The following is a 23,272-nucleotide window of genomic DNA, read 5'->3' as shown; positions in this document are numbered from 1 at the left end:
CCGTGTGGGGTGGCGACTGGTCAGCGGTCATTCCCCCCACACGGAACGGATCGCCGTATGAGTGAGCCGCGTAGCAAGGCCCGCCCCCGTCACCGCAGAAGCCGCACCGCCCTGGCGGCCGGGGTCCCCCTGGCCCTGACCGCCGCCGGTGCCTTCGCCTACGGCGGCGACTTCGGCGTACTGGGCTCCACCGCACTGCAGGCCTCCGCCGCCACCCCCGCCGCCCCCTCCTGGGCCGCCGACACCGCCGACGGGTTCGCCTCCGTCAACTCCCTCGGGCAGAACGGGACGTACGGCGGGCGCGGTGGCCAGGTCGTCACCGTGAGGACGCAGGCCGAGCTGGAGAAGTACGCCACCGCGACCCAGCCGTACGTCATCGTCGTCGCCGGGGCCATCGCCATGAACCCGGTCGGCAAAGAGATCAAGGTGCAGTCCGACAAGACCATCGTGGGTCAGGGGACCGCCGGGCACATCGTCGGCGGCGGGTTCTTCCTCGGCCAGGGCGTGCACAACGTGATCATCCGGAACCTGACCATCCGGGACGCGTACCAGGGCATCTGGAACGACAAGGACCACGACTTCGACGCGATCCAGATGGACGGCGCCCATCACGTCTGGATCGACCACAACGATCTGCGGCACATGGCCGACGGGCTCATCGACGTCCGCAAGGACTCGACGAACGTCACCGTCTCCTGGAACAAGCTGAGCGACAACAACAAGACCTTCGGCATCGGCTGGACCGAGAACGTCAAGACCGACATCACGATCCACCACAACTGGATCCGTGAGACCGAGCAGCGCAACCCCTCCACGGACAACGCCGCCCACGCGCACCTGTACAACAACTTCCTGGAGGATGCACCGGGCACCGCCATCAAGTCGGCGTACGGGAACTACTCACGCGGCGGCACGCGGATGGTCCTGGAGAACTCCCTCTTCCAGGGCGTCAACAACCCTGTCATCAAGGACAGTGGCGCATCCATCGTCCAGCGCGGCAACTCCTTCTCCGGCACCAGCGGACGCAACGAGAGCGGCGGGAGCGCCTTCGATCCGAAGACGTACTACCCGTACAGCCTCGACAAGGCAACCGACCTCCCGTCGATCCTCAAGGCCGGTGCCGGCCCCCGTGCCTCCATCGGTACGACCGCCGCCTCCACCAAGGCCGCCGCGGTCACCACCCTCACCGTCGCCAAGGACGGCAGCGGTCAGTACACGACCGTCCAGGCCGCCGTGAACGCCGTACCGGCGAACAACCCCTCGCGCGTGGTGATCGCCGTGAAGCCGGGGACGTACCGGGAACTGGTGAAGGTGCCCTCCAACAAGCCGCACGTCACCCTCCAGGGCACCGGCGGCAGCCGCAAGGACACCACGATCGTCTACAACAACGCGTCGGGAACCCCCAAGCCCGGCGGCGGCACCTACGGCACGGGCGGCAGCGCCACCGTCGCCGTCGAGGCGGACGACTTCCAGGCGCGCAACCTGACCATCTCCAACGACTTCGACGAGAAGGCCAACCAGCACATCAAGGACCAGCAGGCCGTCGCCCTGCGCACGGCCGCCGACAAGGTGTTCTTGGACGGGATCATCGTCAGCGGGGACCAGGACACCCTGCTGCTCGACACCGCGTCGAAGGACCGGCTGGGCCGGGTGTACGTGAGCAACTCCTACGTCATCGGCAACGTCGACTTCATCTTCGGCCGGGCCACGGCCGTCGTCGACAAGTCAGTGATCACGCTGAAGAAGCGCTGGGACGGCAGCACGGCCGGGTACATCGCCGCACCGAGCACCGCAGCGAACCGCAGGGGCTTCCTGATCGCCAACTCCACGGTGAACGGCGACGTGTCGGCCGGCACCTTCTACCTCGGACGGCCCTGGCACGCCGGCGGGGACGCGTCCCTCGACCCCCAGGCCACCGTCCGCAACACCAACCTGAGCAACGCGATCAAGTCGACCCCGTGGACCGACATGAGCGGGTTCTCCTGGAAGGACGACCGGTTCGCCGAGTACGGCAACTACGGCGCCGGGGCAGGGCCGGCGAGCACGAACCGGCCCCACCTGACCGACGCGCAGGCCGCGAACCAGGAGGTCGCGGACTGGCTCGCGGGCTGGACGCCTTCGGCGTCCTGAACGACTCCCTTCCGGGTCCGGCTGACGAGCGGCGCCGGACCCGGAAGGGCCACCACCTCGAGGGTTCCTACTGCTTCCAGGCGTAGTGCAGCCGGTCCAGGCCGCTCTGGTTGTTCACCGTCAGGCTGAGGTTCGTCCCCGTGCCCTGGAGCGTGGTGAGGGAGTAGGTGTCACCGTTGCGCAGGCCGGGCCAGTAGACCGAGCCGAGGCCCAGTTCCCGGATGGTGTCGGTCGCGGCCTGTATGTAGGCGATCTCGTTGGAGGTGCCGGCCGGGCCGTTGTAGTCCAGGCCGGTGGTCATCGAGGCGCCGAACTCGTCGAGGATCGTGCGGGACGCACAGTCACCGATGCGGCTCTTGAAGTCGGCCTTCCACTGGTCGACGCTGGTCCAGTCGGTGTGCCAGAAGCCGTAGTTGTGCAGGGCCAGGCGGACACCCTTGAGGCGCGGGTCGGCGCAGACCGGCTTGACGTCCTCGCTGTACTTGTAGCCGCCGATGAGGATCCGGTCGCGGGGCACGTTGCCGTGGGTCTGCACCCACTTCGCGGCGATGTCGGTCCACTCCTGCGCGGTGTAGCCGAACGGCTCGTTCATCGGCTCGAAGTACACCTTGGAGTTGCGGGCGTAGGCGGAGGTGATCCGCGCCCACATCCGGTCCCAGGACGCCTGGTCGTCGATCTTGCCGTCCTTGGCGTTGTCGGCCTCCCAGTAGCCCAGGATGACCTTGAAGCCCTTGGCGGTGGCGGCGTCGATCGCGCCCCGGTACGACTTCCAGAACGGCCCGTTCACCGAGGTCGGGTTGACCGGGAGGCGGACGGTGTTGGCGCCGAGCTTGGAGAACCCGCCGATGATCGCCTTGGACTTGGCGTAGGTGGTGGCGTAGCTGTCGGAGGTGGACAGACCCGAGGGCACGACGGCGTCGTGTGCGTAGTTGTCGCGCGGGTCCGCCCAGTTGACGCCCTTGAAGTCGCTGACGGGCGGCGGGGTGGGACGGTGGGCGGGAGAGGCGGCCGCGGGGGAGGCGAACGCTCCACCGAATGCCGTGACGCAGGCCAGGAGCGCCCCCGCGCAAGCTGTCCCGCGATGGTTCTTTTGAGGCACGACATCCCCTTCTGAGCATGTGCGAAGGTGAGCAGCCCACAGTCGGACCGCCCAGTGGAGCACGAAACTAGAAGGAGACTCGAACAGAGGTCAACACATCAGCACACAAAGTTTCATCGAGGGAGGTCTCAGCCGCCCACCGTCAGCCCCGAGCCCGACAGCCGCACCCGGATGCCGTCCTTCTCCACCCGTACGTCCTCCAGCTTCACGTCCCCCTGCTCCGGCTTCGGCAGTTCGAAGGCCAGGGCGAGCCGGTCGGCCAGGACCGGGCGGGTCAGGCGCGACAGCTCCCCGAGGAGGCCGGGGTCGAGGCCCAGGCTCCTGAGCACGTCGGGGTTGTCCAGGGCGAGGTCGATGAGGTTCAGGCTCTCGGCCTGGCGGGCGAAGCGCGGGGAGCCGGTCAGCTCGGCGAGCTTGCCGTCGTCGGCCAGGGCCTGGTTCACGGTCGCCTCGGGCACGCCCATCCGCTTCACGATGGCCGGGACCGACAGCAGGGCCTTGGCCTTCCGGGTCTCCCGGGCCAGGTCGGCGCTCGCCTTGGGCGTCAGGTGCAGCCCTTCCGAGGCGCGCTTGCCGGGGCGGTAGGTCGCCAGGTCCCCGATGTCCAGGCGCATGCCGCCGATCTCGGTGGCGATGCCCCGCTCCCCCTGCCGCTGGATCCGGGCCTCGGCCCGCAGCTTCAGGTCGTGCCCGGCGACCGGCAGGGTGCCGCGCGCCCGCACCCGGTCCCGGTCCTCACCGGTGAAGGTCACCTGGGAGGCGCCGAGTTCGCGGTTGAGGTCCTCGAAGGACAGCATGACGTCGCCGTCGAACCGGGGGACGTCGGCGCCGCGCACGGACGTCAGCCCGTCGGCGTCGAGCCGCACGTCATGGGCCGTGGCCGACACCTTCGCGAGCGAGACGCGGTCGGCGGCGACGTCCGGGACGGTCAGCTTCACCGACTCCAGCCGCTTGCCGGCGAGCTGGGTGAGGAAGGGGAAGCCGCCGATCTCCACCTCGGGCGCGGCGGCCAGGTCGAGGCGGTCCTTGAGGGTGTCGGCGGCCCGGTGCTCGGCGTACAGCACCGCCCAGCGGTCGCCGAGGGCGGCGAACGAGGCGAGGACGACCAGGCCGACGACGGCCTTCACCGCGAACGGCAAGCCAGCGAAACGATTCTTCCGACGCCGCTTGCCGCCGCGGCGATGGTCCGGCGGGGCCCAGGCGTCCTCGGCGCCCGCAGTGCGTTCCTCAGGGAGGAACTCCTCCAGAGGGGTCTCCTCCAGAGGCCCGTCGTCGAGGGCGGCGAGCTCCTCGTACGGGTTCGGACGGGGATGCGCATCGAGGTGGTGGGGGGTACGCATCGATCCATCCGACCATGCGCACCGCCCCCACCCGCAACTCGAACCCCCGGTATGCGACCTACTTCACGATCGTGATCCGGTCCGCCTTCGGCGGCGCGATCGGGTTCGACGCCGAGGAGTTGGCCGTCAGGTACTGCTCCAGCGCGGTCAGGTCGTCGCTGCCGACGACGTCGTTCGTGCCCTGGCCGAGGGTCGGGAAGCCGTCGCCGCCGCCCGCGAGGAAGCTGTTCGTCGCGACGCGGTAGGTGGCCGCCGGGTCGATGGCCGAGCCGTTCAGCTTGATGCTGTCCGTGACCACCCGGTCGGCACCGGACTTGGTGAGGTCCAGGGTGTAGGTCAGGCCGGACGACACCTGGAGGATCTTCGGCGCCGCCGCGTTCGGGCCGGACACCTGCTCCTTGAGCGCCTGGATCACCTGCGCGCCCGTGAAGTCCTGCAGATTCACCGTGTTGGCGAACGGCTGGACCGTGAAGCCCTCGGCATAGGTGACGACACCGTCGCCCTCGGCGCCCTTGGCCGTGTACGTCAGCGGCGCGCGGATACCACCCGGGTTCATCAGCGCCAGGTCGGTCTCCGGGTCGAGCTGCTTGCCGTGGGCGAGCTGGGCGTCCGCGATGAGGTCGCCGAGCGGGGACTCGGTGCCGGTGTTGCCGATGTCGCCGGAGATGTAGCCGATCGCGCGGTTGCCGATGGGCGCGGCCAGGGTGTTCCACTTGCCGATCAGCTCGGTCATGTCGGGCGCCTTGGGGACGTCCCGGGTGACCACGCGGTTCGCGGACTTCACGGCCGTACGGGCGATGTCGCCGGTCCTGCGGTCGTAGGTCAGCGTCGTGTCGGTGTAGAGGCGCCCGAAGGAGGCGGCCGAGGTGACCATGCGGGGCTTGCCCGCCGGGTCGGCGATGCTGCACACGTACGCGTTGTGGGTGTGGCCGGTGACCAGCGCGTCCACCTGCGGCGTGACGTTCTTGGCGATGTCGACGATCGGGCCGGAGATGCCGTCGCCCGCGCCCGGGGAGTCACAGTCGTAGTTGTACGACGCCGACGCCGGGAAGCCGCCCTCGTGGATGAGCGCGACGATCGACTTCACGCCCTGCTTCTGCAGCACCTTGGCGTACTTGTTGATCGTCTCGACCTCGTCCTTGAAGGCCAGGCCCTTGACGCCGTCGGCGGAGACGATGTCCGGGGTGCCCTCCAGGGTCACGCCGATGAAGCCGACCTTGACGCCGTTCTTCTTCCACACCCAGTAGGGCTTGAGGATCGGCTTCTTCGTCTTCTCGTCGAGGACGTTGGCCGCGAGGTAGGGGAAGTCGGCGCCCTTGAACTTCTTGTCCGCGTAGCAGCCGTCCTTCGGGTGGCAGCCGCCGTTCTGCAGGCGGCCCAGCTCCTTGGCGCCCTCGTCGAACTCGTGGTTGCCGACGGAGGTGACGTCGAGGTCGAGCTTGTTCAGCGCCTCGATGGTCGGCTCGTCGTGGAACAGCCCGGACAGCAGCGGGGAGGCGCCGACCATGTCGCCGCCGGCGGCCGTGATGGAGTATTTCTCGCCCTTGCGGGCCTGCCGCAGATGCGTGGCGAGGTACTCGACACCACCGGCGTCGATGGTCTTGGTCGTCCCGTCGGGCTGCGTCTCGGTGACGCGGCCGGAGGAACCGGCGGGCGGCTCCAGGTTGCCGTGCAGGTCGTTGAAGGACAGCAGCTGGATGTCCTGGTAGCGGCCGTGACCGTACCCGCCCTTGTCGTGCTCCTCCCCGGCCGAGGCCGAGCCCGGCAGCCCGGTGGCGGCCAGCGCGCCGACGGTGACGACACCGGCGGCGAGAGCGGCGAAACGGTTCGTACGACGTCTGCGGCGGTCCGGGTCCGCCGGTGAAGTGGCTGGCATACGCCCCCCTTTGGGTCTGCTGGGACAGTGATGTCGTCCGGCGCAGCCTAGAGTCAACGCGCGTAGCGCAACAGGTGTTTCATGGTTACGGCCTGGTTGCTTCTTTGCCGCCGATTTGCCGGTGGTGCCCCGTACCCTCGTACGCATGACCAGCGACGACACCGTGAAGCCGGGCCACCCCCGCTCGATCGAGACCCTTGCCGCGCTCTCCGCGGAGCAGACCGAGGCCGTGCTCGGACTGCTCGACGAGGCGGCCCGGACGGACGGGCAGCAGGCGGTGTCCGAACAGGGCCGGTTGCAGCTGCGCGGCGGAGAGCGGGAGGGCGTGTCCCATCTGCTGCTCACCGCCGGCGGGGAACTGGTCGGGTACGCCCAGCTGGAGGACACGGACCCGGTGGAGCCGCCGGCCGCCGAGCTGGTGGTACATCCCGGGCACCGCGGACACGGGCACGGGCGGGCGCTCGGCTCGGCCCTGCTGGCCGCCTCCGGCAAGCGGCTGCGGGTGTGGGCACATGGCGGGCACTCCGCCGCCCGGCACCTCGCGCAGGTCCTCGGCCTCACTCTCTTCCGTGAACTGCGCCAGATGCGACGCTCGTTGACCGACTTCGACACGCCCGAGCCGGTACTCCCCGAGGGCGTCACGGTCCGCCCGTTCGTCCCGGGCAAGGACGACGCGGCCTGGCTCGCGGTGAACGCCGCCGCCTTCTCACACCACCCCGAGCAGGGCTCCCTCACCCAGCGCGACCTCGACGACCGCAAGGCCGAGCCGTGGTTCGACCCGGCGGGCTTCTTCCTCGCCTTCCGCGGCGACGAACTGGTCGGCTTCCACTGGACCAAGGTGCACGCCGAGGAAGGCCTGGGCGAGGTGTACGTCCTCGGCGTCGGCCCCGGTGCGCAGGGCGGCGGCCTCGGCAAGTCCCTCACCACGATCGGCCTGCGGCACCTGGCGGAGCAGGGGCTGCCGACCGCCATGCTGTACGTCGACGCCGACAACTCCGCGGCGGTGTCCGTCTACGAGCGCCTCGGGTTCGTCACGCACGAGGTGGACCTCATGTACCGCACGGAGACGTGACGGACTCGTCGGGAGCTTCCGGGTCAGGGCGTCGCCGGTGGGCGATGCGCTCGCCCCGGCTCGTCGCGACGCGCAACACCTCGCCCAGCGACTCCACCGCCCTGACCAGCGCGAAACGCAGCGCGCGCTCACCGGCTCCGGCATCACCGAGTACGGCCTTGGCGCCGGCGAGCACCTGCTCGGCGGAGGCCAGTTGAGCGGCCTCGATGTCATCGGCGAGTCGGGAGAGGAGGCTGTCGGGGTCGTCGGTGCTGAGGTAACAGGGCCGTCCGTCGATCCCGGTCCAGGGGAGCAGCCTCATACGAACACCTCCTCGGCGCGCAGGTACGGCCGGCCGAGCGGACTGTCCACGAGCAGCGGTTCCGGGGGCCGAGGGCTGGGGACCAGCGAGGAGTGGGTCGGCACTGCCGGCCGCCGGACCGACACCGCTCGATGACGCCCCCGCGCGGGCAGCAGGCTCCGCAGGAGGGCGAGCAACAGGGACTCGCAGAGTTCGGCGATACGCAGGCGCACGGAGGCGTCCCTTCTCAGGGTAGGGGGAGGGAAGGCGGGGCTGACGAGCGGTGATCACCGTTCGTGTCTCGATCGTCACTGATCGCACGTACGCTGCGGAAGAGGTCCGGTGTTGTCTGGCGCGCAGACAACGGGGAGGGGTGACGTGGGCGAGAAGGTTGACGCGGAGCCGGTTTCCGGGCGGGTGATGCTCGGGCAGACGCTGAGGGTCCTGCGGGAGAAGACCGGGAAGTCACTGGGGCAGCTGGCCGACGAGACCGGCTACGAGAAGAGCTATCTGAGCCGGCTGGAGTCGGGGGAGCGGCTCTCCAAGGTGACCGTCATGGAGGACCTGGACGGGTACTACGGCACGGGTGACCTGCTGTTGAGCCACTGGAAGGCGGCTCGGCTGGATGCGTTCAAGGATCAGTACAAGGCATACATGGCCCTGGAGGCGACGGCCCGGATCATGCGCGTGTTCTCGCTGGGCATTCCAGGACTGCTCCAAACCGAGGATTTCGCCCGTGAGGTGTTGTCTGGCGCTCAGACAACGGCCGACGGTGACGAAGTGGTCGAGGAGCAGGTGGCGGCCCGGCTCGGGCGCCAGTACCTGCTGAGGCAGAAGCCGGAGCCCGAGGTCCGGTTCATCATCGACGAGTTCGCACTCCGACGCCCCGCAGCCCGGGGCAAGACCTGGCAGGACCAGCTGCTTCACCTTGAGGCAGCGGCGTTGTGGCCGAACGTGGCGCTGCAGGTACTGCCGTTCTCGGCGGGAGCGCACCACCATATGAGCGGGTCGCTGACGCTCCTCTGGCAGAGGGACGGGCTTGCCGTTGCCTACAAGGAAGGCAACGGTTGCAGCCGGTTGATCGAAGATCCGGACGAAGTCATGCGGCAGCGGTTGTCCTACGATCGGCTCCGCGATCTGGCGCTGTCCCCGTCGGACTCGCTCGCCTTCATCAGGGACCTAGTGAAGGAGCACTGACCATGACGGCCACCCCCGACCTCAGCACCGCCGAGTGGCGCAAGTCGAGCTACAGCGAAGGGGGAGCCAACGACTGCGTCGAGGTCGCCGACAACTGCCCCGGCGTGATCCCGGTCCGCGACAGCAAGCAGCCGCAGGGCCCGGTACTCGTGTTCGGCGCGAGCCCTTGGGCATCGTTCCTCACGTACGTCACCGACTGACTGTCGGGGCCGCCCGCTTCCTTGTCAGTGTCGTGCTTCCACGGCCTGCCTCAAGGGCGCTTCGCGTCGGCTGCGCCGATCGGCCTGCGGCCGCCCCTTGACCCAGTCCGCTCCAGCACGAGGAAGAAGCGAGCGAGCGGCCCCGAGAGTTTCAGTCCGACAGGCCGAGGGCGGAGCAGTACTCAGGACTCGGGCTCGGTCACTCCGCCCACGAAGGGCGCCAGGTCCTGTCCTCTGTGAGCCGGGGCTGTGCCGCGAGGTGGGCGCGCAGGGCTGCCAGGCCCGGGTGGGGGTTGTCCGTACGCCACAGCAGTGAGTGCGGGTAGACCGGGGTCGGGTCGCGCAGCGGTACGAGGCGCAGGTCGTGGTCGGTCGGCCAGACCAGCGGGGTGCGTTCGCTGAGGAACGTCGCCAGGGTCGGGGAGTCCGCGACGGTGTCGAGGAGGGCCTCGACGCCGAAGTTGGGGCCGATGGTGTCGATGGCCGGGCCGAAGGTGGCGGCGAGTTCGTCGTAGTAGGCGGCCCACTCCGTGCCGGGCTCGTTGCCCGGCATCCAGATGCGCTGCCCCGCGAGTTGCGCCGGCGTCACCCACTCGGCCCGGGCGAACTCGTGGTCGGGGCCGACGCACAGCCGGAGCGGCTCGTCGAGGACCGGGGTCGCCGTGATGCCGTCGGGGATCCGGTGCCCGGGCATGGTGACGGCCCGGAACGTGGCATCGACGGCCCCGTCCCGCACGGCGGCGACCGCCGCGTCGACCCCGAACAGGGTGACGACGTCCAGCCTGATCTCCGGATGGGCCCGGTGGAAGTCCCGTACCAGTCCCGCCGTGGCGGCCCGGCGCCCCACGACGTCGACCCGCAGCACCCGGTCGCCGGGCCGTACGGCGGCCACCGCCCGTTCCTCCGCCTGGAGCAGGGCGCGGGCATGTGGCAGGAGCGCCTGCCCGTCGATGGTGAGCTCCGCCCCGCGCGGCGTGCGGACGAGCAGCCGCACACCGAGGTCCTTCTCCAGCGCGGCGATCCGCTTGGACACGGCCTGCTGGGTGAGGGCCAGGTCCACGGCGGCCTTCTGGAACTGCCCGGAGTCGGCGATGGCGACGAAGGCACGTACGGCTTTGAGGTCCACGAAGGCAGGGTATTTCCACAACCGCAGGTTGTGGGATCGCCGGCGGTGCGCCGGCATGAGTTCTCACCTGTCCGTGCCCTTGCCGTCGCACGACCCGGATCGGGCGAGCCAGTCGGCGAGAGCGCGATGCACGCGCGACGGCGTTTCGACAGGGGCGAGGTGCCCTACCTCGCCCAGTGTGATCACGGGTGGGCTTCCGGGGAGCAGATCCTGCAACTGAGCTGCCTGGTCGACAGGTATCCAAGGGTCCTGCTCGCCCCAGCCGATCGCCACCTCGCAGTTCACCTGCTGCAGGCGTTCCGCGACCGGCCGAGTGTGTTCAGGCCGGAGTGAAGCGATCTGACGGTAGAAGGCCGGCTGGCCCGATGCGCCCAACCACGGCTGACTCAATGCGTCCACCCAACCGGTGGTCAATCGGTGACGTGCCGCACCGGCGATGTACTCCTGGACCAGGGCCGTGTGGAGTGCGGCGGGGAGTTCAGCGAACACGTCGGCGTGGTCGGCGACCAGACGGAAGAACGGCGACCCCCACGGATCGAGTGTCACCGCGTCCCAGAGAAACAGACCCGCGTACTCACTGCCGTGAAGCAGGTGGGACCCGAGTGCCACGGCTCCTCCGATGTCGTGTGCGACGAGGTACGGCCTGTCCAGACGCCAGTATGTGAGCAGTTGGGCGAAGCGGGACATCTGGGAGGCAAGATCGACCGCTACTGCTGGATCCTTCGTCGATCGGCCGTAGCCAGGCATGTCCCACAAGAACACCCGGTGACTGCTGCTCAGGTGCCGTGCAGCCTCCGCCCACACCTGTGACGACCATGGTGTTCCGTGGCAGAACACCACGTCCCCCGCCGGAGCCCGACGCTCGGGGGCCAGTACGTATGTTGCGACGCTTGCCCCGTCGACGGTGACGTGGACGGGGCCCGGAAGCTGCGATCCCTTTGTGCTCATCCGATGAAGCTAGAACCTCAGGTCGACCTGAGGTCAAGCGGGGATAATGGCCGCATGAAGATCGGAGAGGCCGCTCGCCTTCTTGGAGTCGCGGTGCATGTGCTGAGGCACTGGGACGATGTCGGTGTCGTGGTGCCTGACCGCACGCCGTCCGGCCAGCGCGACTACAGCAAGGAGCATCTCTACCGCTTGCGGGTCCTGCGTGCCTGCCAGAGCGTCGGCATGAGCCTGCCGGAGATCCGGCAGGTTCTACACCGAGGTGAAGCCGAGAGAGCCGGGGCGATCGAGCGGCAACTCCACCGGATCCGGGCGCAACGATCTCAACTCGAGGATGCCGAACGATTCCTCGTGCACGTGATCGACTGCGAGCACGATCTACTCACAAGATGTGAGAGGTGCACGAGATACGCCACCAGCGTCCCCCTTCAGGAGAACGAGCACGTGGCGCCGTCGACAACGTCATGACCCGCAGCACCTGGACAGCAAGGTAGAGCCCCCTGCACCAGTAGTGCGCCAGCCACCCGTGCAGATCGCCCCGAGTACGGCACCCGCAGCCATACACGGCTTCCTAGAGCCGGACCCGCCGCCGCAGTGGCTCCGCCGTGCACGCCGCACCGAGGAGCACGGCCCCGCCCAGCACCAAGGCCCACCGCTCGTGTGCCGCCGCCCACCGTTCGTCCTGCACCTGCACGAACAGCGCCCAGCGGCCGGGCCAGAGCAGCACGGTCAGGACGGCGGTGGTCAACAGCGCGCCGGTGACCGGCAGTCCGGGCCGGGTGGCCTCGCTGAAGCGCACCGCTGCCGCAGCTCCGGCCACCGCCAGGACGAAGGCCGCCCCCGCCTCCAGCGTGATGTCGGCGATCGGGGGCCGTACCTCCGGCGGCACGAGCAGCAGGGCCACCGTCCACCAGGCCGCCGCGGCCGGGACGACGAGGGCCGTCCGCAGGGCGACACGGACCGGGCGCCGGGTCGGCACCGTGGACGTGGTGTGCCGGGCCGGGTCGTCCAGAAGGAAGGCCAGGCCCACCGCGAAGGAGAGGATCGCCGCCCGCAGCAGGTACAGGGAGAGGCGTTCCGCCGTCTCGCCGGTCCGGGCCAGCGCCGCGAGCAGCAGCCCCGCAGCCCCGGCCGCGCCGAGGGCACCCCATGGCACCGTCCGGTGGACGGGCAGCACCAGTTGCCGGTTCAGGCGCACTTGTCCTCCCCTTCGGGCGCGGGCAGGTCCAGCAGTTCGGCGGCCCGGGCCGCGGTGATCTTCGGTGCGGTCAGTTCGCCCCAGTGGTCCTTGACGCGTGCGCCGGCCTCGGCGCGGGGCAGGTCGAGCAGTGCGCGCAGCACCTCGGTCTGGGCCGCGGTCATGTACAGCCCGTCCGTGGGCTGGAGCACGTAGGCGGAGCCGGTGACGCTGTCGTCGAGGCGGACGCGGCGCAGCGCGTCGAGCGGCTCGGACTCCCAGCCCACGGCCAGCCACATCAGGGGGACCATGCGGCCGTCGCAGATCGAGGTCGCGGCCTTCTCGTCACCCGCGATCAGCACACCGGCCACGGCCGCGGAGAACTCGGGGACGCGGCTGCCGCCCCACCGGGTGCCCACCGTCACCTCGTGCGGACGCTCCAGCGGGGTCAGAGCGGCATCACCGGAGAGGCCGTAGCGCGCGTCGATCCGCTGCCGTACGACGAGGTCCTGCGCGTGGGCGCTGCCCCCGGCCAGGGACCGGACCCGGTCCAGCACCCCGGCCCAGTCCGCCACCCGCGGCCCCCACTCTGGGAACGCGCAGTACGTCGATCCGTCCCGGCGGACGCAGGTCTGCGCCTGCTCGGGGTGCACGGTAGCGCGTTCGCGTGCCTTGACCAGCTCGGGGGAGTCGCCCGCCGACTGGGCCACCGCGCCGACCAGCGTCATGGCGAGCGCCCCGGCGACACCGGCGAACACGACCGGCTTGCGGGCACCGGCCAGAAGCACCGCCAGCAGTCCGAGGCACAGGCACAGCCCGGTCAGGTACAGGGCGTGCCAGGCGGCCGGCCGGCCCATCAGGTCCGACGGCAGGGTGTTGGGGGACGCCTCCTCGACCGCCGGCAGGAGCCACCTCGCCCCGTAGTCCATGCCCGAGAGGAAGAGGAAGAAGAACAGGAAGAGCACCACCAGCAGCGGCCCGGCCAGAGCGGACCGCACCAGCCCTGCCAGGAGCAGCCCGAACAGCCCGAACAGCAGCACGGTCAGCGGGCCGACGAGCAGTTCGCCCACAGACCCGTGCCCGATCGCGCCGGGCCGCAGGGCCTCCCGGCCGAACTGCCCGGCCACGAACACGGCAGTGAGCAGGGCCACTGCCACGACCGACAGGGCGTGTGCGGCCGTACGGCACCAGTGCGGGAGCACCAGCACCGCGAAGTGCCGCTCCGTGCCGTGCCGTCGGGAGCGCAGCGCGGCCTGGTTGACGGACAGCAGGACCGCGAGGCCGACGAGCATCGGCGCGCTCTGGGTGGCCCGGTCGGCGTCCTGGAGGGCCGGGTAGTCGCCCCAGGCCTTGCCGGCGCGCCACACGGTCCAGCCGAGGTACACGGCGAAGGCCAGCAGCACCGGGACCCGGGTCAGCAGCCGGCGGGACTCGAACAGGGCCAGAGCGAGCACGGCCTTGAAGGAACCGCCGGGCGCGTTCCCTATCGCGGACGCGACGGGCTTCTCCACGAGCGTGGTCACGCCGCCACCTCCGCTCCGGTGCCGTCGAGCGTGAGCAGGTAGCCGTCCTCCAGGGTGGGTTCGAGCAGCTCGGCCCCGGGCGGCGGGTCGCCCACGTTGCGGAAGGTGCCGGTCCCGGTGCGCCACCCCGCCTTCGCGCCGGGGGCCCGTTCGGTGCTGCTCCACACGCGCCCCGTGGCCCGTGCGGTCAGTTCGGCCGGAGTGCCCTCGAAGCGCACGCGGCCACCGGCCATGACGATCACGCGGTGGCAGAGCATCGCCACGTCCTCCGTCTGGTGGGTGGACAGCAGCACCGTCCGGCCCTCACCGGCTTCCGCGATCAGCTCCCTGAAGCGCATGCGCTGTTCGGGGTCCAGTCCGACGGTCGGCTCGTCGAGCACCAGGAACCCGGGATCGCCGACGAGGGCCGCTCCCAGGGCGACGCGCTGCCGCATCCCGCCGGACAGCTTGCGGATCCGCTTGCCGCGCACCTCCGCCAGGCCGACCTCGTCGAGCACCCGCCGCACCTCGCGGTGCCGGACGGTCCGGTCGGTCATCTCCTTCAGGATCGCCACGTAGTCGACGAACTCGAAGGCGGTGAAGCCCGGGTGGAAGCCCGGGGTCTGCGGCAGGTAACCCAGTCGGCGACGCACCTCCTGGCGGCCGCGGGTGGTGCCCGGGTCGTGCCCGAGCACGGTGAAGGCCCCCCGGTCGGCGGGCAGGGCGGTGGCGAGCACCCTCAGCAGGGTGGTCTTGCCGGCGCCGTTGGGGCCGAGCAGCCCGGTGACGCCGGCGGTCAGCCGCAGCGACACGTCGTCGAGGGCCCGGGTACCGCCGTAGCGGAGGCTCAGCCCGGAGGCGGACACGGTCGTGGTCATGCGGCACGTCCCTGGAAGAGGTCGAATCGGTCACGGAGCAGGAAGAGCAGCCCGGCGGCGAGCGCGGCGACCACCGCCGCCACGCCCTGTCCGGCCACGGTGAACGGCGCGAGCGGTACGTCCGCCCCGGCCCGCAGCGCGTCGGCCGCCAGCAGCAGCCCGGCCCATGCCCCGCCCACCAGACACGGTGCGAGCACCGGCCCGAGACGGGGCATCAGCGCGAGTCCGGTCGCCGTCAGCGCCAGTCCGGGCAACAACCAGGCCAGCGCCCGCAGCCCGTAGGCGGGCAGGGCGAGGGTCGCCAGCCCGTTCAGCGCGAGCACGACGGCCAGTACGGCCACGGTCCGGATCATCAGCAGCCGGAACCCGTGCATCGGCGCGACGACCGCCATCTCGTACGTCGGATCCAGCGCGGGCCCGTACGACAGCGCCACCCCGGCCAGCGGCAGCAGCGGCGCGAGGGCCAGGAACAGCGTGGGGAACTCCCCGCCGCCGACGGCATGCCCGGCCGCCACGCTCAGCAGCAGCACGGCGACGACCGCCCCCAGCCAGGAGCGCCGCAGCACCGGCGTCGCCGCCAGCAGCCGCGCGGTGTGCCCGGCCACCCCGGCCCGCACCAGCAGCCTCTCCAGCAACCCCGTCCGGGGCGCGTCGAGTTCGGCGTCGAGCCGGTCCCAGCCGGCGTCCAGAGCGACGGGATCGCTGACCTCGGCGAGCACCGCGCGGCACTGCGCGCAGGACGTCAGATGCGTGTCGGCGGACCAGAGCGCGGGGGCCCGCAACTCCCCCTGCGCGTACGCGCGCAGTTCCTCTTCGGACACGTGCCAGCTCATGCCAGGGCCTCCCGCAACTGCTTCCGGGCCCGCATCGCCCGTGTCTTGACCGTGCCGGGCGGTATGCCGAGCAGCACGGCCGCCTCACGGGTGGTCAGCCCGTCGATGACGGTCGCCTGCAGCACCGCCCGCAGCTCCGGCGACAGCCGGACCAGCGCCCCGGCGAGGTCCCCGTGCTCCACCCCCGCGAGCACGCGTTCCTCCGCCGACGCCTCGTCCCGGTGCCGCAGTCGCGCCAGGGCCTGCCGCAGCCGCCCCCGCGCCCCGTCACCCCGCAGCGCGTCCACCAGCCGCCGCGAGGCGATGCGCCACAGCCATCCGGCCGCGTCCGGGGAGTGGCCCTCCTGCCGGTGGCGGGCCGTACCCCGCCACACCGCGAGGAACGTCTCCTGCACCACGTCGTCGACGACCCCGGGATCGGCGCACCGCCCCCGCAACCGGGCCCGGAGCCACGGCGCGTAGCGCCGGTACAGCTCCTCGAAGGCTCGCCGGTCGGCGTCCGCGGCTATGGCCCGCAGCAGCTCCCCGTCGCTTCTCGTATCGCTCACGTCTCCTCATCGGACGACCCGGCCGGAACGGTTCACGAAAGCACCTTGACTTTCCCCGCCCCTCTGCACCACCCTTTCACTACTCAATTAGTGAAAGGGTGGTGCAGCAGTGGTCGAGTACCGCATCGACCGGCGCAGTGGTGTCGCCACCTACGTCCAGATCGTCCAGCAGACCAAACAGGCCCTGCGCCTGGGCCTGCTGGAGCCGGGCGACAAGCTCCCGACGGCCCGTGAGGTGGTGGAGGCCACCGCCATCAACCCGAACACGGTCCTCAAGGCCTACCGGGAGCTGGAGCGCGAGGGCCTGGTCGAGGCCCGCCGCGGACTGGGCACGTTCGTCCGCAAGGCCCTGAGCACCGCCCCCGCCGACTCCCCGCTGCGCGCCGACCTGGACGCCTGGGCGGTCCGGGCCCGCGAGGCAGGCCTGGAGCGCGAGGACGTGGCCGCCCTCTTCACTTCCGTACTCGACGCGCATTTCGCAGACTTCAAGGGGGACGCATGACCGACACCGCCATCGAGGCGGCCGGGCTGGGCAGGAGGTTCGGGCGACGCCGCGCCCCGGCCCTGGACGGCTGCACCTTCCGGCTCCCCGCGGGCCGCGTCTGCGCCCTCACCGGCCCGAACGGCGCCGGCAAGTCCACCCTGCTCGCCCTGGCCGCCGGGCTGATCCGCCCCACCGAGGGCACCGTCTCCGTGCTCGGCACGACCCCGGCCGCGGCCCGCGAGCGCCTCGCCTACGTCGCGCAGAACAAGCCGCTGTATCCCCAGCTCACCATCGCCGGGACCCTGCGGCTGGGCCGCGACCTCAACCCCCGGCGCTGGGACGCCCGGGTCGCCGAGCGGATCGTCGCCGAGGGCGACCTCGACCCCGGCACGAAGATCCGGACGCTCTCCGGCGGCCAGCGCACCCGCGTCGCGCTCGCCCTCGCCCTCGGCAAACGCCCCGAACTGCTGCTGCTCGACGAGCCGATGGCCGACCTCGACCCTCTCGCCCGCCACCAGCTGACGGCCACGCTCATGGCCGACGCCGCCGACCACGGCACCACGGTTGTCATGTCCTCGCACGTCGTCGCGGAGCTCGAGGGCTCCTGCGACCACCTGCTGCTGCTCGGCTCGGGCCGCGTCCGGCTCGCCGGGCCGCTCGACGACCTGCTCGCCGCGCACACCCTGGTCACCGGCCGGGCGGGCGAGGCCCTCGACCCGCACACGGTGGTCGAGTCGCGCACCACCGGCCGCCAGCTGACCGCCCTGGTCCGGCCCACGGGCCCCCTCGGCGACGGATTCCAGGGCGACCGCGCGTCCCTGGAGGAAGTCGTCCTGGCCCACCTGCGCTCCCCCGAAGCCCCGCCGCTCCTGCTCGACGCGCGGGAGGCCGCCGTATGACCGCCCTCGGCACCGTGACCACACCGGCCGTCACTCGGCGCACCTCGCCGTCGCGCGGCCTGCTCCTGGCCATGCTCCGGCTGCACCGCACGGCGCTGCTGTTCTGGCTGGGGTTGGTGGCGGTGGCCGCCGGGGCGCTGCTGTGGGCGATGGGACCGGGCGCGGACGCCGCCTGGGCCGAGTACACGAACATGGGCTGCCACCAGGGCGGCCCCGACCTGGGCTGCGACTTCCCCGGCCCCGCGAACAGCCGGTACCAGACGGCCGTCGCGGTCGCCATCGGCCTCGTCAGGCTCCTCCCACTGCTCACCGGTGCCTGGGCGGGCGGCGCCCTCATCGGCCGCGAACTGGAGAACGGCACGGCCCAGCTCGCCTGGACCCAGTCGGTGGGCCCCCTGCGCTGGCTGGCCGCCAAGCTCGCGGTCCCGGCCCTGCTGCTCGTGACGGGCACGCTCACGCTGACGTTGCTGCACCGCGTGCTGTGGTCGTCGGACCGTGCCCCGCTCAACGGCATGGGCTGGCGCGCGTGGCACGACGACGGCATCTTCGAGATCAACGGCACCATCGCCGCCGCCCAGGCCCTGGCCGCCCTGGCCCTCGGCGCCCTGGTGGGGCTGCTGCTGCGCCGGGCGCTGCCCGCCCTCGGCGTCGCGGTCGTGGCCGTCGTGTCGCTCGTCTACGTCCTCGACGAACTGCGTCCGCACCTGTGGCCGGTGAAGACGGTCGTGACGGGCCTGGAGGACGGCACCCCCGGCCTCGACAGCATGATCGTCGAGACCGGCGCCCTGACCGCTTCCGGCGCCCGCGTCCCGGTCCCGTCGTGCGCGGGCGAGCCCGGCTGCGAGGCCAGGACCGGCATCGCCGACTACTACACCGACTACCACCCGGCCTCCCACTTCTGGCCCCTCCAGCTCATGGAGACCGGCCTCCTCCTCGCCGTCGCCGCCCTGGCCGCCGCGACCGCCTTCGTCCTGCTGCGCCGCCGCACGGGAGCCGCCGCATGACCAGCTTCGTCCTGCCGCGCCGCCGCACGGGAGCCGCCGTATGACGGTCCTCGACACGACGGCCGCCGCACCCGCCGCCGAGCCCGGAGCCCAGCGGGGCGGCCTGCTGCGGGCGGTACTGCGGACCCACCGCACGGCCCTGGTCCTGTCGCTGCTGGCCCTGGCCGCCGCGACCGCCGCCCTGGTCTGGCTGCACTCCCTGGGGGACGAGGCCCGGGCGGGCGTGAGCGCCTGCGCCACGCCCCCCACGGACCGGCTCCCCTCCTGCGCGGCGGTCGAGGCGATCACCGTCGACGAGGTGTACGCGAACGGCATCGCCGTGCTCGCCACCGCCCTGTCCTGGGTGATGTTCCCCGTGGCCGCCTGGGCGGGCGGCGCGCTCATCGGCCGCGAACTGGAGAGCGGCACCGCCCAGCTGGCCTGGACCCAGTCCGTCCGCCCCTTGCACTGGCTGGCCGCGAAACTGGCCGCCCCGGCCGCGCTGCTCACCGCCGGCACCGGCGCGCTCGTGCTGCTGAACGTCTGGGCGCGCGGGAACGCCGATCCCGACCTGGTCGGCGACTGGTACTACCCGGACGCGTTCGTGTCGACGGGCCCGGTGGCCGTCGCCTACGCCCTGGCCGGACTCGCCCTCGGCGCCCTCGCGGCACTGGTGTGGCGCCGCGCCCTGCCCGCCGCGGGCGTGGCCCTCGCCGCCTCCCTGCTCCTCCACAACCTCCTGGAACGGCACCGCGAGGACCTCTGGCCGACCGTCAGCCGCATCGCGCCCGGCAGCATCGAGCTGCCCCGCTCGGCCTTCCAGGTCACCTGGGACACCCCCGCCCCCCACGGCGTCCAGATCAGCCACGCCACGTTCCACCCGCAGTCCCACTTCTGGCCGCTCCAGTGGGTGGAGACCGGCCTGCTGCTGGCCGTGGCCGGCACCGCGACGGCCGCCGCCTTCCTCCTGCTGGCCCGCCGCCTCCCCTGAACCCGGTCCGCGCGTCCTTCCACGGGGGGATGGACGCGCGGCCCGACCTCTGGTGACACTCCGTGTGGTCCGCAGGCTCCCAGAACCGTCCACAGCCTGTGGGCAGCACCCCGGGCGCCTCATGCGGCCCTGTGGACGCCCGCGGGCCGCCCCCCGGTGTCCCGCACGTCATGTCTCCGTAACCATCGATTCAGACGAGCTTGCGAAGCTCGGCCAATGAATCCCGCCGTGCCCGAGCCTCCCCCGTCCCGCGAGGGTCCCGAGGGAAACGGGAGCACTGATGTGACGTCTTCGCTCCCGCCCGTGCTGTCCGACGCGCCCGTGATGCTCGCGGCGCGGAAGAATGGGTCCATGAGCCAGCCGAACACCCAGGCACAGGTCCAGCACGCGCAGCCCTCCGTGGGCTCCATAGCAGCCCACCGCCCCCACACGGTGGCGGCCGTCGTCTCCGATCTGGAACCCGACATCGACGCGGACCTCGACGCGTACGAGGAGTCGCCGTACGACGGGCCCCAGCTGCCGCAGGGTCGTTTCCTCGACCGGGAGCGCAGCTGGCTCGCGTTCAACGAGCGGGTGCTCGAGCTCGCCGAGGACCCCGACACCCCCCTGCTGGAGCGGGCCAACTTCCTCGCGATCTTCGCCAGCAACCTGGACGAGTTCTTCATGGTCCGGGTCGCCGGACTGAAGCGCCGCATCGCCACCGGCGTCGCCACCCGCTCCGCCTCCGGCCTCCAGCCGCGCGAGGTGCTGGAGATGATCTGGGCCCGCTCGCGCGAACTCATGGCCCGGCACGCCGCCTGCTACCACGAGGACGTCGCCCCCGCACTCGCGGAGGAGGGCATCCACCTGGTCCGCTGGAGCGAGCTGCAGGAGAAGGAGCAGGCCCGCCTGTTCACCCTGTTCCGGCACCAGATCTTCCCCGTGCTGACCCCCCTGGCGGTCGACCCGGCGCACCCCTTCCCGTACATCTCCGGCCTGTCCCTGAACCTGGCCGTCGTCGTGCGCAACCCGGTCACCGGCCACAAGCACTTCGCCCGCGTGAAGGTGCCGCCGCTGCTGTCGCGGTTCCTGGAGAGCTCCCCGGGCCGCTACGTCCCCATCGAGGACGTCATCGCCGCGCACCTGGAAGAGCTGTTCCCGGGCATGGAGGTCCTGGAGCACCACGCCTTCCGCCTCACCCGCAACGAGGACCTGGAGGTCGAGGAGGACGACGCCGAGAACCTCCTCCAGGCCCTGGAGAAGGAGCTCATGCGGCGCCGCTTCGGGCCGCCGGTGCGCCTGGAGGTCGAGGAGTCCATCGACCGCGAGGTCCTGGACCTCCTCGTGCGCGAGCTGAAGATCAGCGAGGCCGAGGTCTACCCGCTGCCGGGCCCGCTGGACCTGACGGGCCTGTTCCGGATCGCCTCCCTGGACCGGCCGGAGCTGAAGTACCGCAAGTTCGTCGCCGGCACCCACCGCGACCTGGCCGAGGTCGAGTCGGCGTCCGCGCCGGACATCTTCGCCGCGCTGCGCGAGCGGGACGTCCTGCTGCACCACCCGTACGACTCGTTCTCCACGTCCGTCCAGGCCTTCCTGGAGCAGGCCGCCGGCGACCCGGACGTCCTCGCCATCAAGCAGACCCTGTACCGGACTTCGGGCGACTCCCCGATAGTCGACGCGCTCATCGAGGCCGCCGAGACCGGCAAGCAGGTCCTGGTCCTGGTGGAGATCAAGGCCCGTTTCGACGAGCACGCCAACATCAAGTGGGCGCGCAAGCTGGAGGAGGCCGGCTGCCACGTGGTCTACGGCCTGGTCGGGCTGAAGACCCACTGCAAGCTGTCGCTGGTGGTCCGCCAGGAGGGCGAGACGCTGCGCCGCTACAGCCACGTCGGCACCGGCAACTACCACCCGAAGACGGCCCGCCTCTACGAGGACCTCGGCCTGCTCACGGCCGACCCGCAGGTCGGCGCGGACCTCTCGGACCTCTTCAACCGCCTGTCCGGCTACTCCCGCCGGGAGACCTACCGCCGGCTGCTCGTGGCGCCCAAGTCGCTGCGCGACGGCCTGGTCTCGCGGATCACCAAGGAGATCCAGCACCACCGCGCGGGGCGGCCCGCCTACGTCCGCATCAAGGTCAACTCGATGGTCGACGAGGCCGTCATCGACGCCTGCTACCGCGCGGCCCAGGCGGGCGTGCCGGTGGACATCTGGGTGCGCGGCATCTGCGCGGTACGCCCGGGCGTGGCGGGGCTGTCGGAGAACATCCGGGTCCGCTCGATCCTCGGCCGTTTCCTGGAGCACTCCCGGGTGTTCGCCTTCGGCAACGGCGGCGAGCCCGAGGTGTGGTTCGGCAGCGCCGACATGATGCACCGCAACCTCGACCGCCGGATAGAGGCCCTGGTCCGGGTCACCGACCCGGCCCATCGGGCGGCCCTGAACCGGCTGCTGGAGACCGGCATGTCCGACTCCACCGCCTCCTGGCACCTCGGCCCGGACGGCGGCTGGACCCGGCATGCGACCGACGCGGACGGACAGCCCCTGCGCAACGTCCAGGAGATGCTCATAGACGCCCGGAGGCGCCGGCGTGGCACAGCAACACCTTGACCCCACCGACCCCCGGTCCAGGCACGACGGGCCCGTCCCCACCGGAGACGCCCTCGCGGGCTATCTGCGGGCCCAGGCCACGGAGTTCCTCCGGGCGCTGCGCCTGCACCGGGAGACGGGGTCGGGGCCGAACGGCCTGGAGGGGTCCGCCGAGGCGGCCCGCGCCCTGCGCCGCTCGGCCCGCCGCATCAGCGCCAGCCTGCACTCGTTCCAGTCCCTCCTCGACACGGACTGGTGCGAGACGATGCGCCCCGAACTGGCGTGGGTGTCGGGGACGCTGGCGATGGAGCACGCCTACACGGCCCGTCTGGAACGCCTGTTGGCGGCCCTGCACCGGTTGTCGGGCTCCACGGCCCTCCCGTCCCCGCAGGCCGCTGCGGCTGCGGGCGGTCGTGCCGCAGGGGCGGCACCCGCCCCCCCGAGGGCGGCGCCCCGCGACGCCGGACCGCGCACCGCCCCGGCCTCCGCACCGGAACGCGGCAACCTGACCGTGGGTGCGGCGAAGGCGGGCGCCCTGCTCGACCGCCAGCTGACCCTCGCCCGCACCCGGGCCCACTCCACGGCGCTGGAGGCCCTGGGCAGCAGCCGCTTCCACGCCGTCGCGGACAAGGTCGCCGTCCTGGCCAGCGAGGTCCCCCTGACCAGGACCGCCGGCACCACCGACCTGCGCCCCCTGGCCCGTGCCGCCCAGGACCGCCTCGCCGACGCCGTGACCGCCCTCCCCCTGCTCACCGCGGGGCACCCGTACAACGCCACGGCCCTCGTCCACGGCCTGTCCCCGGACACGGTCCCGCACCCGCAGGACGCCCCGTGGCACCAGGTCCGGCTGCTGCTGCGCCTGCACCGCTACGCCCGCGAGGCCGTCAGCGGCCCGAAGGGCAACGCCGTGGTGGATCTGCGCCTGCTCTCCGCGGGCCAGGCGCTGAACCGGCACCGCGACGCCTCGGAGGCGGCGGCAGCGGCGGCCCAGGCGGCCCGTACCCCGCGCATCGCCCCGGCCACGGCGTACGCCCTCGGCGTGCTCCACGCCGACCAGCGGCACGAGGTGGAGGCGGCGCGCTTCGCGTTCCAGCAGGCCTGGCAGAAGGAGACCGTGGGCGCGTCATGACCGGGCGCCCGGCACCAGGAG

Annotated in this window: 23 protein-coding genes; 11 read left to right on the top strand and 12 right to left on the bottom strand. The window is 71.6% G+C overall.

Annotated features, from left to right (window positions below):
- Positions 1-57: 57 nt before the first annotated feature.
- Positions 58-2,130 carry a pectinesterase family protein gene (locus AB0B29_RS08735; protein ID WP_362235845.1) on the top strand — a complete coding sequence of 691 codons (2,073 nt, stop codon included), beginning with the start codon at positions 58-60 and terminating at the stop codon, positions 2,128-2,130.
- 67 nt (positions 2,131-2,197) lie between these two features.
- Here the strand turns inward: AB0B29_RS08735 and AB0B29_RS08730 are convergent, their stop codons facing one another.
- The 3 genes from AB0B29_RS08730 to AB0B29_RS08720 all read right to left on the bottom strand — a co-directional run bounded on the left by AB0B29_RS08730 (position 2,198) and on the right by AB0B29_RS08720 (position 6,445).
- Complete coding sequence (locus tag AB0B29_RS08730) at positions 2,198-3,229, bottom strand: glycoside hydrolase family 5 protein (protein ID WP_362235842.1); 1,032 nt, start codon at positions 3,227-3,229, stop codon at positions 2,198-2,200.
- A gap of 128 nt (positions 3,230-3,357) precedes the next feature.
- The gene (locus AB0B29_RS08725; protein ID WP_362235839.1) at positions 3,358-4,569 is read right to left on the bottom strand and encodes an LmeA family phospholipid-binding protein; all 1,212 of its coding nucleotides are present in this window, start codon (positions 4,567-4,569) and stop codon (positions 3,358-3,360) included.
- Between the two features lie 58 nt (positions 4,570-4,627).
- Positions 4,628-6,445 (bottom strand): bifunctional metallophosphatase/5'-nucleotidase, encoded by a 1,818-nt coding sequence (locus AB0B29_RS08720; protein ID WP_362235836.1) that lies wholly within the window; start codon positions 6,443-6,445, stop codon positions 4,628-4,630.
- Positions 6,446-6,590: 145 nt separating this feature from the next.
- Between AB0B29_RS08720 and mshD the strand changes: the two genes are divergently transcribed.
- Positions 6,591-7,517, top strand: coding sequence for a mycothiol synthase (mshD, locus tag AB0B29_RS08715; protein WP_362235833.1), 927 nt, complete (start codon positions 6,591-6,593; stop codon positions 7,515-7,517).
- Here mshD and AB0B29_RS08710 read toward each other — a convergent pair.
- Positions 7,495-7,818, bottom strand: a complete 324-nt coding sequence (locus AB0B29_RS08710; protein ID WP_362235830.1) for a hypothetical protein — start codon at positions 7,816-7,818, stop codon at positions 7,495-7,497. The genes mshD and AB0B29_RS08710 overlap by 23 nt on opposite strands.
- Positions 7,815-8,030: a hypothetical protein gene (locus tag AB0B29_RS08705; protein WP_362235827.1), complete on the bottom strand. Its 216-nt coding sequence runs from the start codon at positions 8,028-8,030 to the stop codon at positions 7,815-7,817. Before AB0B29_RS08705 ends, AB0B29_RS08710 begins: the two co-directional genes overlap by 4 nt.
- A 145-nt stretch (positions 8,031-8,175) precedes the next feature.
- Here AB0B29_RS08705 and AB0B29_RS08700 point away from each other — a divergent pair, with 145 nt between their 5' ends.
- Entirely contained in the window at positions 8,176-8,994 is an 819-nt protein-coding gene (locus AB0B29_RS08700; RefSeq protein WP_362235824.1) for a helix-turn-helix domain-containing protein, read from the top strand.
- Between the two features lie 2 nt (positions 8,995-8,996).
- Positions 8,997-9,194 (top strand): DUF397 domain-containing protein, encoded by a 198-nt coding sequence (locus tag AB0B29_RS08695; protein WP_362235821.1) that lies wholly within the window; start codon positions 8,997-8,999, stop codon positions 9,192-9,194.
- 199 nt (positions 9,195-9,393) lie between these two features.
- Here the strand turns inward: AB0B29_RS08695 and AB0B29_RS08690 are convergent, their stop codons facing one another.
- Both AB0B29_RS08690 and AB0B29_RS08685 read right to left on the bottom strand, forming a co-directional pair.
- Positions 9,394-10,320 (bottom strand): LysR family transcriptional regulator, encoded by a 927-nt coding sequence (locus tag AB0B29_RS08690; RefSeq protein ID WP_362235818.1) that lies wholly within the window; start codon positions 10,318-10,320, stop codon positions 9,394-9,396.
- A 63-nt stretch (positions 10,321-10,383) separates the two neighbouring features.
- Complete coding sequence (locus AB0B29_RS08685) at positions 10,384-11,268, bottom strand: alpha/beta fold hydrolase (protein ID WP_362235815.1); 885 nt, start codon at positions 11,266-11,268, stop codon at positions 10,384-10,386.
- Positions 11,269-11,322: 54 nt separating this feature from the next.
- Between AB0B29_RS08685 and AB0B29_RS08680 the strand changes: the two genes are divergently transcribed.
- A complete protein-coding gene (locus AB0B29_RS08680; RefSeq protein WP_362235812.1) occupies positions 11,323-11,733 on the top strand; it encodes a MerR family transcriptional regulator in 411 nt (136 codons plus the stop codon).
- Between the two features lie 103 nt (positions 11,734-11,836).
- Here the strand turns inward: AB0B29_RS08680 and AB0B29_RS08675 are convergent, their stop codons facing one another.
- Genes AB0B29_RS08675 through AB0B29_RS08655 form a run of 5 tightly spaced genes read right to left on the bottom strand, consistent with a single transcriptional unit; the run spans position 11,837 to position 16,203 of the window.
- Entirely contained in the window at positions 11,837-12,463 is a 627-nt protein-coding gene (locus AB0B29_RS08675; RefSeq protein ID WP_362235809.1) for an ABC transporter, read from the bottom strand.
- Positions 12,454-13,965, bottom strand: coding sequence for an ABC transporter permease (locus AB0B29_RS08670; RefSeq protein WP_362235806.1), 1,512 nt, complete (start codon positions 13,963-13,965; stop codon positions 12,454-12,456). Before AB0B29_RS08670 ends, AB0B29_RS08675 begins: the two co-directional genes overlap by 10 nt.
- Positions 13,962-14,822 carry an ABC transporter ATP-binding protein gene (locus AB0B29_RS08665; RefSeq protein ID WP_362235803.1) on the bottom strand — a complete coding sequence of 287 codons (861 nt, stop codon included), beginning with the start codon at positions 14,820-14,822 and terminating at the stop codon, positions 13,962-13,964. Before AB0B29_RS08665 ends, AB0B29_RS08670 begins: the two co-directional genes overlap by 4 nt.
- A complete protein-coding gene (locus tag AB0B29_RS08660; RefSeq protein WP_362235801.1) occupies positions 14,819-15,655 on the bottom strand; it encodes a zf-HC2 domain-containing protein in 837 nt (278 codons plus the stop codon). The genes AB0B29_RS08665 and AB0B29_RS08660 overlap by 4 nt, the downstream gene beginning before the upstream one ends.
- The gene (locus AB0B29_RS08655; protein ID WP_362235798.1) at positions 15,652-16,203 is read right to left on the bottom strand and encodes an RNA polymerase sigma factor; all 552 of its coding nucleotides are present in this window, start codon (positions 16,201-16,203) and stop codon (positions 15,652-15,654) included. The genes AB0B29_RS08660 and AB0B29_RS08655 overlap by 4 nt, the downstream gene beginning before the upstream one ends.
- A 109-nt stretch (positions 16,204-16,312) precedes the next feature.
- Between AB0B29_RS08655 and AB0B29_RS08650 the strand changes: the two genes are divergently transcribed.
- From AB0B29_RS08650 to AB0B29_RS08625, 6 genes are all read left to right on the top strand, one after another.
- Positions 16,313-16,705, top strand: a complete 393-nt coding sequence (locus AB0B29_RS08650) for a GntR family transcriptional regulator (protein WP_104787686.1) — start codon at positions 16,313-16,315, stop codon at positions 16,703-16,705.
- The gene (locus AB0B29_RS08645; protein ID WP_362235795.1) at positions 16,702-17,586 is read left to right on the top strand and encodes an ABC transporter ATP-binding protein; all 885 of its coding nucleotides are present in this window, start codon (positions 16,702-16,704) and stop codon (positions 17,584-17,586) included. The genes AB0B29_RS08650 and AB0B29_RS08645 overlap by 4 nt, the downstream gene beginning before the upstream one ends.
- The gene (locus AB0B29_RS08640; protein WP_362235792.1) at positions 17,583-18,590 is read left to right on the top strand and encodes an ABC transporter permease; all 1,008 of its coding nucleotides are present in this window, start codon (positions 17,583-17,585) and stop codon (positions 18,588-18,590) included. The genes AB0B29_RS08645 and AB0B29_RS08640 overlap by 4 nt, the downstream gene beginning before the upstream one ends.
- A 40-nt stretch (positions 18,591-18,630) precedes the next feature.
- The gene (locus tag AB0B29_RS08635) at positions 18,631-19,560 is read left to right on the top strand and encodes a hypothetical protein (RefSeq protein ID WP_362235790.1); all 930 of its coding nucleotides are present in this window, start codon (positions 18,631-18,633) and stop codon (positions 19,558-19,560) included.
- Between the two features lie 216 nt (positions 19,561-19,776).
- Complete coding sequence (locus AB0B29_RS08630) at positions 19,777-22,143, top strand: RNA degradosome polyphosphate kinase (protein WP_436845810.1); 2,367 nt, start codon at positions 19,777-19,779, stop codon at positions 22,141-22,143.
- Positions 22,124-23,251 carry a CHAD domain-containing protein gene (locus tag AB0B29_RS08625; RefSeq protein WP_362235785.1) on the top strand — a complete coding sequence of 376 codons (1,128 nt, stop codon included), beginning with the start codon at positions 22,124-22,126 and terminating at the stop codon, positions 23,249-23,251. The genes AB0B29_RS08630 and AB0B29_RS08625 overlap by 20 nt, the downstream gene beginning before the upstream one ends.
- The last annotated feature ends 21 nt before the right edge of the window (positions 23,252-23,272 follow it).

Origin of the sequence: Streptomyces tibetensis (genome assembly GCF_040647715.1) — a bacterium.
GTDB lineage: Bacteria > Actinomycetota > Actinomycetes > Streptomycetales > Streptomycetaceae > Streptomyces > Streptomyces tibetensis_A.
The sequence above is the reverse complement of the archived record's forward strand: the minus strand, read 5'-3'. Positions and strand labels throughout refer to the sequence as shown.